Origin of the sequence: Pseudomonas sp. P7548 (genome assembly GCF_013386585.1) — a bacterium.
Lineage (GTDB): Bacteria > Pseudomonadota > Gammaproteobacteria > Pseudomonadales > Pseudomonadaceae > Aquipseudomonas.
Genome location: NZ_JACARO010000145.1, coordinates 1 through 9,992 on the forward strand (window position 1 = coordinate 1; position 9,992 = coordinate 9,992).

At 57.9% G+C, this 9,992-nt stretch carries 10 protein-coding genes and 1 pseudogene; 8 read left to right on the forward strand and 3 right to left on the reverse strand.

Features of this window, described 5'->3' with window-relative positions; genetic code table 11:
- From HX803_RS31515 to HX803_RS31530, 4 genes and pseudogenes are all read left to right on the forward strand, one after another.
- Positions 1-1,038: pseudogene (locus tag HX803_RS31515) on the forward strand (S-type pyocin domain-containing protein); the annotation flags it as partial.
- 19 nt (positions 1,039-1,057) lie between these two features.
- Positions 1,058-1,303 (forward strand): colicin E3-like toxin immunity protein, encoded by a 246-nt coding sequence (locus HX803_RS31520; protein WP_372339956.1) that lies wholly within the window; start codon positions 1,058-1,060, stop codon positions 1,301-1,303.
- 24 nt (positions 1,304-1,327) lie between these two features.
- On the forward strand, positions 1,328-1,951 hold the full coding sequence (locus HX803_RS31525) for a DUF3916 domain-containing protein (RefSeq protein WP_178925984.1): 624 nt from the start codon (positions 1,328-1,330) through the stop codon (positions 1,949-1,951).
- Between the two features lie 58 nt (positions 1,952-2,009).
- Positions 2,010-2,291 (forward strand): colicin E3-like toxin immunity protein, encoded by a 282-nt coding sequence (locus tag HX803_RS31530; RefSeq protein WP_178925985.1) that lies wholly within the window; start codon positions 2,010-2,012, stop codon positions 2,289-2,291.
- 194 nt (positions 2,292-2,485) lie between these two features.
- Here the strand turns inward: HX803_RS31530 and HX803_RS31535 are convergent, their stop codons facing one another.
- Together HX803_RS31535 and HX803_RS31540 are read right to left on the reverse strand one after the other, a co-directional pair.
- Complete coding sequence (locus tag HX803_RS31535; protein WP_178925986.1) at positions 2,486-3,058, reverse strand: hypothetical protein; 573 nt, start codon at positions 3,056-3,058, stop codon at positions 2,486-2,488.
- Positions 3,059-3,287: 229 nt separating this feature from the next.
- Positions 3,288-3,662, reverse strand: coding sequence for a cytochrome c family protein (locus HX803_RS31540; protein ID WP_178925987.1), 375 nt, complete (start codon positions 3,660-3,662; stop codon positions 3,288-3,290).
- A gap of 312 nt (positions 3,663-3,974) precedes the next feature.
- Between HX803_RS31540 and HX803_RS31545 the strand changes: the two genes are divergently transcribed.
- The 3 genes from HX803_RS31545 to HX803_RS31555 all read left to right on the forward strand — a co-directional run bounded on the left by HX803_RS31545 (position 3,975) and on the right by HX803_RS31555 (position 7,406).
- Positions 3,975-4,355, forward strand: coding sequence for a response regulator (locus tag HX803_RS31545; RefSeq protein ID WP_178925988.1), 381 nt, complete (start codon positions 3,975-3,977; stop codon positions 4,353-4,355).
- A 196-nt stretch (positions 4,356-4,551) separates the two neighbouring features.
- Positions 4,552-5,166 carry a biliverdin-producing heme oxygenase gene (locus HX803_RS31550; protein WP_178925989.1) on the forward strand — a complete coding sequence of 205 codons (615 nt, stop codon included), beginning with the start codon at positions 4,552-4,554 and terminating at the stop codon, positions 5,164-5,166.
- On the forward strand, positions 5,163-7,406 hold the full coding sequence (locus tag HX803_RS31555; protein WP_178925990.1) for an ATP-binding protein: 2,244 nt from the start codon (positions 5,163-5,165) through the stop codon (positions 7,404-7,406). Before HX803_RS31550 ends, HX803_RS31555 begins: the two co-directional genes overlap by 4 nt.
- A 727-nt stretch (positions 7,407-8,133) precedes the next feature.
- Here the strand turns inward: HX803_RS31555 and HX803_RS32910 are convergent.
- Positions 8,134-8,346 (reverse strand): hypothetical protein, encoded by a 213-nt coding sequence (locus HX803_RS32910; RefSeq protein WP_256732985.1) that lies wholly within the window; start codon positions 8,344-8,346, stop codon positions 8,134-8,136.
- 33 nt (positions 8,347-8,379) lie between these two features.
- Here HX803_RS32910 and HX803_RS31560 point away from each other — a divergent pair, with 33 nt between their 5' ends.
- Positions 8,380-9,951, forward strand: coding sequence for an alkaline phosphatase D family protein (locus HX803_RS31560; RefSeq protein ID WP_256732986.1), 1,572 nt, complete (start codon positions 8,380-8,382; stop codon positions 9,949-9,951).
- The last annotated feature ends 41 nt before the right edge of the window (positions 9,952-9,992 follow it).

Here is a 9,992-nt window from a genome sequence, read left to right on the forward strand (position 1 = left end):
CCTCAAAACCGCCCCCCGCCAAACCTCCCGGCTGCACCTTCACCAAACCCTGCCAACTGCCCGACGGCATCATTCGTTACAGCGATCCGACGGGGTATGTGCCGCTGGAACTGATCAAGGACTACGGCCATTTCAGCCTGTTGGGCGGGCGCGAGGTGGACAGCCTGGGCGTGGTTGCTCTGCGCAAGATCAGCGGCAGTGCACTGCCTGTTGGGTTGGGGCAGTTGCCGTTACATTCTGTCGCTTTGGAGACGGCAGTCGCGGCGGCAGGCACTGTGGCCGCAGGGCTACTGACGGGGCTGGTCGCGTTGGTCTGGCCATCAGAGTTGGGGGACAGCGCGCTTTACACCGAAGAGCAGTTGCGTTCGATGCAGCGGGCGCGTTCGCAGATGCGGTTGCAGGTTGAGCAGCGTGAGGATGGCACGCTCAAGGGGTATGGGTTTTACACAGGCAATCATGCCGATTGGCAAATGATTGATGTGGTGCAGTTTCAAGTCCGTGGCGATCAGTTTGTGGCGGATTTGGGTGAGGGTGTTGAACTGATCTGGACGCCTGCGCGTTGACCCGAGCGACACGCTGGGTATTCCGGCCTTGGAGGCTGCGCCACAAGCGCCAGTGATGTGGATTTATCCGCCGACGGAGAAGGCTGCGCAGATTCTGGTGAACCCGATTTATCCGCCGGAGTATCGAGATTTTATTCTGGTGTTCCCGGTGGAGTCGGGGGTTCGGCCGCTGTATGTGGTGGTGAGTGTTAAGGCTGGGGATCACAAGTACCACAAGGCGCCGAATACTAAACAAATAACTGGTTTTGAAAACCTGATAAAAGCAAAACCAATGACTCCCAGACGAGGAGGTGCCGGCCTGAGAGAGCGCTGGATTGAAGAGAAAGGCCGGAGAATCTATGAGTGGGATTCCCAGCATGGAGAATTGGAAGTTTATCTAGCAAGTGATGGAAGCCATATAGGTGCGTTCAATCACATAACCGGCGAGCAGTTAGAAGGGCCGAAGAAAAAGCGAAACATCAAAAAATATCTGTGAGGGACACGTGGGATTAAAAGTGAGACTGGAATGGTTCGACAGAACCACCGAGCGTCTAAGCGGGACGGAGGACTCAGCGGATTTGGGAGACGACTACTCCGTGATTTCCAAGCTTGGGCTATCGATAGATGAGGACGTCAACAACGGTATGTTTGAGCTGCGTCGCGAGTGGTTATCGCGGGTACAGGTGCACTTCTCTCACGGAATCGCTCTTTCAGAAAGCGATTATTTCATCGCATTTGATTACGAAGATGCGAACGAATAACACAGACGTAGAGGGTTCAGCTTCATGCGCAGACTGTCACTGACAGACAAAAAGCTCCGAAACATTCCCAGGCACCTCAGAGCCCTGACCCGCTGGGCAGACAACTTCGAAGGCTGCTTTTACGAAGAGTTACCGCCACGACCTGACTTCGTGAATATAAGAATCCCAGTTATCGAAAATCTTGTTGAAGGCAAACAAACCACGTCGGAAATTCTGGCGCACTGCGCTCAACAATTGATCAAAGTTGCAGGCCATTTGCTTGAAGCACGATCAGACAATGACCCTGAGTGTTGGGTTGTCGCCTGCATCATGGTCCCGAACATGTTCTCTAGCCGTGTCTGTGTCTACACCGACAAAGCACGCCACCTCGGCCACACTCAGCCCTTCAACTACGACTACTTCCGCCAAACCCGTATCACCGGCCGAAGCCTCGCCAGTGAATGGCGCCTGACCGTTCCGCCAGGGCTTCACGAGGTTGGCTTTCACTTCGTTCATGAGGACGAAAAAGGAAACGTCTTCGAGTCAGAGCATTGGTACTTCGGCGAAGTCAGTACGAACGATGAAGACCCAGGCGGAGAACGTTGGAAGTATCAAACCTTCAGGTCCTTCCAAGCGCAGCATCCGCACCTGTTCGGCCCGTCCGTTTAACCCGCGCCGTCACCAGAACTGTCGTCATTGACGATAGAGAGAGGCCTCCAAAAAGGTGATGAAGATCAGATTGCGATGGTACGAAAAACAAAGCAATGACTTGAAGGCAGCTGAGTACTCATCGGATATCGAAGATCCAGACAGTGTTTTTGAAGCATTGGGTCTAGGCGAAGAGACCGCGATATACGCCGACGTATTCAACGTACTGCCTAACTGGATAACGATTATTCAACCGTATTTCCAGCACATGATTGAACCCAACAAGCTCGACTACCAAATTTCCTTCCGCTACCAGGGCGCCTGGCCGCCAGCTCCAAAGCAACCTAAGAAGGCGTCTTGATGCAATGAAACCTACACCACAAAAGCCCCTCCTCTACCGCTCAGCCGGCCTGCTGCAAAAGGTCAATCCGCGTCTGACGCCCGAGCAGATAAAACCCTTTTACGACGGCTACACCCACACCTTCAACGGGGTGGTATTCGCACAACCTTCAGCGCGCAAACGGTGGGCAATGCCCACCGTTCAATCAAGCCTGCTTACCCCTCCTTCGCCTCACTCCCCTCTCCCCCAATCAACACCCGATTCGCCGGATCCGTAATATCAAACACCTGCTGCGCACACGCCGCACGGTTGCTTCTGAACTGGAACTCCACCAGGTACACCTTCGCCTTCTCCGGGCTGAATGTGCTCATCACCGGCCCACAGCTGTAATACGCGCCGTTGCCCTGGCTTCTCGCCGAGCTGGACACGGTGAGTTGCTTGCCCGGATCGGCCTGAACCTCCAACTGTGGAAAACGCTTGAACCCGGCGCTGGCGACTGTCTGGTTGAGTTTGGCGATCCAGTTAAAGACCTTGCCTTCCCCCGTGTCCATCACGGTGCCGAGGGTTTCCAGGCGTTGGTCGGGGTCACCTTCACGGCGGATGGCGAACTCGACGGGGTTGGTGCCGCCGCTGGCCTTCATGATGACTTTGGCGTGCTCGGCATCCACAGCTACGGTTTTCTGGCGAAATTGCACGCCGTCCTTGAGCAGGCTGGGCGAAGAGTCGCGTTGGTTGGAGTGGCAGGCGCCCAGGGCCAGGGCGAGGGAGAGCAGCGCGACGCGCTTCATGGGGATGTCCTTATCGGGATGAGAGTGATGACTGGACCCGAGTTTAAACAGTTTGTTCCCCACGGGAACGAACAGCGGCTGAGGCTCAAGAAAACAGCGGTGTGGGCATTGTGGTTTGGCAGGCGTACCCAGGCGCCCTCCACTCCCAGATTTGCCCGGTGTCACGCTCGACACCGCTCAATCTGTGCGGGAGCGGTAGCACTTCAGCAAGGCGGATAGGCGCCAGTGATCACTTCGGCTGGAACGTCTCGAGGTACGCCAGGATGTCCTGGATTTTTTCCTGATCGCTGATGCCCCAGAAAATCATGCGCGTGCCGCTGACGACTTTCTTTGGCGCCTCGATGTAGGCGGCGAGTTTATCGCGAGTCCAGACCACGCCGGAGTTCTTCATCGCGTCGGAATATTGATAGTCGGTGGTGGTGCCGGCCGGGCGGTCGATGATGCCGTTGAGCTGCGGCCCGAAACCGCCGCGCGCGCCTTCGCCGATGCTATGGCAACCGCCGCAGGTCTTGGTGAAGAGCTTGCCACCGGCTTCGGCATCGCCCGCGGCGAAAGCCGGTGCGCTGAGGATCATGGCAAGGGTCAATAAGGCGACACGTTTCATGGAAAACTCCACATCAAGGTACCGTCCATTATGCCCAATATCGCTTGTAGTGAGCGGGCTTGCCCCGCGCGGCGGCGTGTCAGATAAGCACGATGTACCTGACACTCCGCAGCGCGGGGCAAACCCGCTCACTACAAGCTGCCCCAGGAATCAGATTTGGCGGTGGGAGAGCCTTGTGCACTGCAACAACACTAGGCAACCGCGCAAGCCTGCGTGTTTGAGCAACCATCCATCGTTTAGCACATATCCAATCGAACCTATTGAGGCCTGCCCCACTCCACCCATTTGAACCCTGATGGTGGAGTAAGGATCATGGCTCAGCCATCGATTTTAGTGTTGGAAGACGACGAGATCATTCGCTCGTTGATGGTGGACGTGCTGGAGGAGTTTGGTGCCCATGTCACCTCCTTTCCTTCGGCGGATGAAGGGATGATTTTCCTGGAGCGGGCCGATGACCCGGTGGACCTGATTGTCAGCGATATCCAGATGCCGGGTTTGCTCAACGGTTATGACTTGAGTCGGGTAGTAGCCCATCGCTGGCCTTCGGTGCCGGTAGTGCTGACATCTGGCAATACCAAGCTGGCAGCGCAACTGGGCAGCAGCGTGCGCTTCCTGCCCAAGCCCTGGAGCGCCGAGCATCTGCTTGAATGTGTGCAAACGGCATTGACTCAGCAAGGATTGTCCATGCATTGATAGCCTTGCGATATCACTTAAAGCGAACTTGGTACGGGAGCTTGTGGTCATTCAATAGAGCAAGGAGCGACTTTTCTGATCCGCTGGTCAGGCTTTTCGCCTTGTGCGTACAGCCGACGGCAATGAGTTGTGTAGAATCGTCGCCCATTTTCACGCGTCATTCATGGCCGCAAGGCCCACTGTTCGAGCTCATTGCATGCATTCACAGGCCCATGACGTCGGTGCGCCCTCACTGCTGGAAACACTGCGTACAGGCACTGCCCTGTTGCATGTGGCGTTGGAAAAGCGCCTGCCGTTCTTCTCCGAGCGCTTGGATACCGACTGGTATCGGCGCCTGCTCCAGGCGTATTACGGTTTTTACCGTCCAATGGAAACAGCACTGTATGACAGTGGATTGATCCCCGAGGGGTTCGATACAGTGATGCGTGTGAAAACACCTACACTGGCGAAAGACCTTCACGCACTCGGTCTGGATGACAGCACCCTCGACGCCTTGCCTCGCTGCAACGCACTGCCCATTTTTGACACCCCCGCTGCCTGCCTCGGCGCCCTGTATGTGCTCGAAGGCGCGACGCTGGGCGGCCAAGTGCTGCGCCGGGAAATGGCCCAGCGCTTGGGCCTGGATGCAGACAACGGTGGTGCGTTTCTCAATGTTTATGGCGCCGAGACCGGACGGCGCTGGAAAGACTTTCTCGACTACCTGGGCCGCCTGCCACTGGATGCACCCGCCAAACAGCACGCGGTAGAGGCTGCCCGTTCGACATTCAGCGGCTTTGAGCAATGGCTCGACCGCCAGGAGGTACTGCTATGAAACCCGAAGATTTTGAAGAGCTGCTTGCCAACTGCGCCGACGAGCCCATCCGTTTCCCAGGGGCTATCCAACCCCACGGCGTACTGCTGACCTTGTCGGAACCCGGCCTGGATATCATCCAGGTCAGTGCCAACGTTGGCACCTTGTTCGGCCACATGCCCGAGGCGCTGCTGGGCAAGCCTCTGCACACCTTGTTGGGCGCTGAGCACGTCAACGCCGTGCAATCCATGGCGGAAAACAACACGTTTTTCGATGCACCGCCCCTGCATGTCACCCTCAACGGCGCGTCGTTCGAAGGCCTGCTGCATCGCCATCAGAACGTGCTGGTGCTGGAGTTCGAACCGCGGATTGAAGACTTCAAACCACGAGCGCTGAACGGTCGCACCAGTGACCTGGGCAAAATGTTGCAGCGTCTGCAGTCGGCGAAAACCCTGCAAGCTCTGTACGAAATCAGTGTGAACGAAATCCAGGCCATGACCGGTTATGACCGGGTGCTGATCTACCGCTTCGAAGAGGAAGGTCACGGCCAGGTCATTGCCGAAGCGTCGGCGCCGTCCATGGAACTGTTCAACGGGTTGTTCTTCCCCGCGTCCGACATCCCGGAACAAGCCCGCGAGCTGTACCGTACCAACTGGCTGCGCATCATCCCGAATGCCGCCTATGAGCCGGTGCCGCTGCTGCCCAAGCTGCGCCCGGACACCGGCCAGCCGCTGGACCTGAGTTTCGCCACCCTGCGCAGCGTGTCGCCGATTCACTGCCAGTACATGCAGAACATGGGCGTGCTGTCCTCCATGAGCATTTCCCTGATGAAGGGCGATAAGCTCTGGGGCCTGATCAGTTGCGGCAACCGCGAACCGTTGCTGGTACCCAATGAGCTGCGCACGGCCTGCCAGACCATCGGCCAGGTGCTGTCGTTGCAGATCAGCGCCATGGAAGCACTGGACCTGAGCCGTCAGCGTGAAGAGAAGGTCGAGGCCCTGGCATTGCTGGAGCAGGCGATGAAGGCCAGCGAAGAAAACGTCTTCGACGGCCTCGCCCAACAGCCGCAAGTGTTGATGGACCTGACCCTGTCCGGCGGTGTGGCGATCATCGAAGACAAGCAACTGCATCGCTACGGCAATTGCCCGGAGCCGGCGCAGATCCGCGCCCTGCACAAGTGGCTGATCGAGACCGGCGAGCCGGTGTTTTCCAGCCACAACCTGGCGTCGGTGTACCCGCCTGCCGCCGAGTATCAGCAAGTCGCCAGTGGCGTATTGGCCATGAGCCTGCCCAAGCCGGTGGATAACGGTGTGCTGTGGTTCCGCCCGGAAGTCAAAGAGAACATCAACTGGAGTGGCGACCCGAGCAAACCGCTGGACCTGGAAAATTCCGACGCGGGTTTGCGCCTTCGCCCACGCACGTCGTTTGAAATCTGGAAAGTGGAAATGGCCGGCATCTCCACCAAGTGGAGCCACGGCGACCGCTTTGCTGCCAACGACCTGCGTCGCTCCGCCCTGGAAAACGACCTGGCCCGTCAGGTACTGCGCGAGCAACAGGCCGTACGCGCTCGTGATGAGCTGGTGGCGGTGGTGTCCCACGACCTGCGCAACCCGATGACCGTGATCTCGATGCTGTGCGGCATGATGCAAAAAGCCTTCAGCTCCGATGGCCCGCACACCTCGCGGCGGATTTCCTCGGCCATCGACACCATGCAACAGGCGGCCGGACGCATGAACGTGCTGCTGGAAGATTTGCTCGACACCTCGAAAATCGAAGCAGGGCGCTATGTGGTCAAGCCGGTGCCCCTGGATGTCAGCCAGATCTTTGAAGAAGCTTATTCACTGCTGGCGCCGTTGGCGATGGAGAAAGGCGTCGACCTGTCGTTCAACACCGAGCCCGGCCTGCAGATCAACGCCGACCCGGAGCGCTTGTTCCAGGTGCTGTCGAACCTGATCGGCAACGCCATCAAGTTCACTCCGCGCCAAGGCAATATCGGCATCAGCGCCATGAGCAATGGCGAGGAGATTGTGTTTTCGGTGCGCGACTCCGGCGAAGGGATTGCACCGGAACAACTGCCTCATGTGTTTGATCGCTATTGGACACAGACCGAAAACAACCCGACCGGCAGCGGCCTTGGGCTGTACATCACGCAAGGCATCGTCCAGGCCCATGGCGGCAAGATTGTTGCTGAAAGTGAAGTGGGCCGTGGCAGCGAGTTCCGGTTCACCGTGCCTAAAGTGACAGACGACGTACTCCGATAATCGATCACCTTGCCGGGCAGCCTTGCTGCCCCGGCCTTCCCTCTTACCGGATAAATACTTTGTATTTATTCGCGCACCTGAACACTGATGCGAATAAGCGACAGTTAATTAAAAAACCCACAAACCCTTAACTTTTTTATAAAAAAATATCCACGCAACACATTACAACCAGTAGCACTCCCCACCTCGCCATTCAAAGCAAAAACAATTAACTTGCCTCTCGCATTGTTACAGGGAAGAACATGCCGTGTAGAACTTACTATCAACTTTAAAAAGAGATATCACCATGATCAACTCTATCAGCACCTCCCCTGTTCTATACCCTGTCAGCCCGGACACTCAACACAACCCGCCAATCAACGCTCGCCAAAAGCGCAGCCTTGACGAGACAGACCTCCAGGCTTCGGCCTTTGACACCACGTCCAGTGCTGACAAATCTCGCAGGCGTACTGGTGGAGGCCTGGACAGTCTTGGCCGAGGCAACTTACTGTAAATTCAACGCTCATTAAATAGTTCCGTGAAAGCAGCGCTCAATGCGCTGCTTTCTCTATCTTCACGCACGCTGCATTTAAAAAACGCGACCTATTAACGAAACTTCTACATTCATTATTGTACCCTGCCGCTCTACCTCTTAACGTGAGCTATCCGTTTGATGCCAGAGCCATCATCGCTCCCCTCCGTACTCGTCGGCCCCTTACTACGCCGTGTAGAACCCAAGCGCCTGGTGTTATGGCTCGTGGCCAGTCGGCAGCTGACGCTGACCCTGAAGTTGCAACTTCCTCACACAACCTTGGCTATTCCCCTGGCCGCTCATAGCCAGGTCATTGCCGTCGGTCGTCACGCCTTTATCCATCTGATCGATGTGCCCTTGGCAGAGGAAATGCCCAGCGATGTGAACATAGGCTTCGATTTGCTGATCGACAATCAGGGTATCGTCCAATGGGCCCCCCACTTGCTTTACGCAGGGGCCTCAATGCCCCACTTCGTCTTACACAGCCGCATTCACCAACTGGTTCACGGCTCCTGCCGCAAGCCTCATCACCGCGCCGACGAAGGCCTGCTCTGTGTCGACCGCCTGCTGGCCAACGCCCCTACCCCGGCCGAGCGTCCCGCCCTGCTGATGATGAGCGGCGACCAGGTCTATGCCGATGACGTTGCCGGGCCGATGCTGCGGGCGATCCATGCCTTGATCGCGCGCCTGGGCCTGTTCGATGAATACCTGGAAGGCGCCGTGGTGGACGACAGCGCCAGCCTCTACGGGCATCGCGCCAGTTACTACCATCGTGCCGATTTGCTGCCCGCGCTGGACAGCAACGAGACCCTGCGCGAGCGCTTCTTTGGCGGCGTGAAAAAGCCGATCTTCACCAGCAGCACTGCCGACAATCATCTGGTGACCTTCGCCGAAGTGATCGCGATGTATTTGCTGGTCTGGTCGCCCACGCCCTGGACGTTGGTCGACACGCAGGCCCCGACGTTGAGCGCACCCGAACAACAGCGCTACGCCCGCGAACAGGTGCAGATCGACCAATTCCGCCAGGGGCTGCCGGGTGTCGCACGGGTGTTCGCTCACCTGTCCACCCTGATGATCTTTGACGATCACGACATCACCGACGACTGGAACCTCAGCGCCCAGTGGGAACAAACCGCCTACGGCCATCCCTTTTCCCGGCGCATCATCGGCAATGCCCTGCTCGCCTACCTGCTGTGCCAGGGCTGGGGCAACCAGCCGGAGGTGTTTGGCGAGCTGGTGGACCAGACCCGCGCATTGACTGCGCGAGCGCAGGATAACCACCTGGAGGCCTCTGCGCAGGATGAGTTGCTCAAGACCTTGCTGAGGTTCCAACACTGGCACTACGTACTGCCCACCACCCCCGCCCTGGTGGTGCTTGACACCCGCACCCGACGTTGGCGCAGTGAGTTCGCCCTCAAGCAACCCTCCGGCCTGCTCGACTGGGAAGCCTTGAGCGAACTGCAACAAGAACTGCTGGACCACCCCTCGGCCATCATCGTCTCGCCCGCGCCGATCTTCGGGGTCAAGCTGATCGAAACCGTGCAGAAAGTCTTCAGCTGGTGCGGCCACCCGTTACTGGTGGACGCGGAAAACTGGATGGCCCATCGCGGCGCCGCCCACGCGATCCTCAACATCTTCCGCCACTCCCGCACGCCGGGTAACTACGTGATTCTTTCGGGCGATGTGCACTACTCGTTCGTCTACGAAGTGCTGATCCGTCACCGCAATGCCGGCCCCCAGATCTGGCAGATCACCAGCAGCGGCATCAAGAACGAATTCCCGCCGCGCCTGCTGGAATGGTTCGACCGCCTCAACCGGTGGCTCTACTCGCCACGCTCGCCCCTCAACGGCTTCACCCGCCGCCGTGCCCTGCAGGTGGTGCCCCATATTCCCGAGCATGCCGAAGCCGGCGAGCGGCTGTGGAACAGCGCAGGGATCGGCCAGGTGTTTTTCAATGAGCAGGGGCAACCTGAGGAAATCTACCAGCACAACGCGGATGGCAAGCCTCGGACGAGAATGGTGGCGCCGAAGTGATAACGCTTCACTCCTACTAAAGCATCGCCCCCACCCTATTC

Excerpts from the sequence above, each read along its gene's own strand:
- HX803_RS31525 (WP_178925984.1), top strand. The coding sequence starts at position 1,328 with ATGCGCAGACTGTCACTGACAGACAAAAAGCTCCGAAACATTCCCAGG.
- HX803_RS31530 (WP_178925985.1), top strand. The coding sequence starts at position 2,010 with ATGAAGATCAGATTGCGATGGTACGAAAAACAAAGCAATGACTTGAAG.
- HX803_RS31535 (WP_178925986.1), bottom strand. The coding sequence starts at position 3,058 with ATGAAGCGCGTCGCGCTGCTCTCCCTCGCCCTGGCCCTGGGCGCCTGC.
- HX803_RS31540 (WP_178925987.1), bottom strand. The coding sequence starts at position 3,662 with ATGAAACGTGTCGCCTTATTGACCCTTGCCATGATCCTCAGCGCACCG.
- HX803_RS31545 (WP_178925988.1), top strand. The coding sequence starts at position 3,975 with ATGGCTCAGCCATCGATTTTAGTGTTGGAAGACGACGAGATCATTCGC.
- HX803_RS31550 (WP_178925989.1), top strand. The coding sequence starts at position 4,552 with ATGCATTCACAGGCCCATGACGTCGGTGCGCCCTCACTGCTGGAAACA.
- HX803_RS31555 (WP_178925990.1), top strand. The coding sequence starts at position 5,163 with ATGAAACCCGAAGATTTTGAAGAGCTGCTTGCCAACTGCGCCGACGAG.
- HX803_RS31560 (WP_256732986.1), top strand. The coding sequence starts at position 8,380 with ATGCCCCACTTCGTCTTACACAGCCGCATTCACCAACTGGTTCACGGC.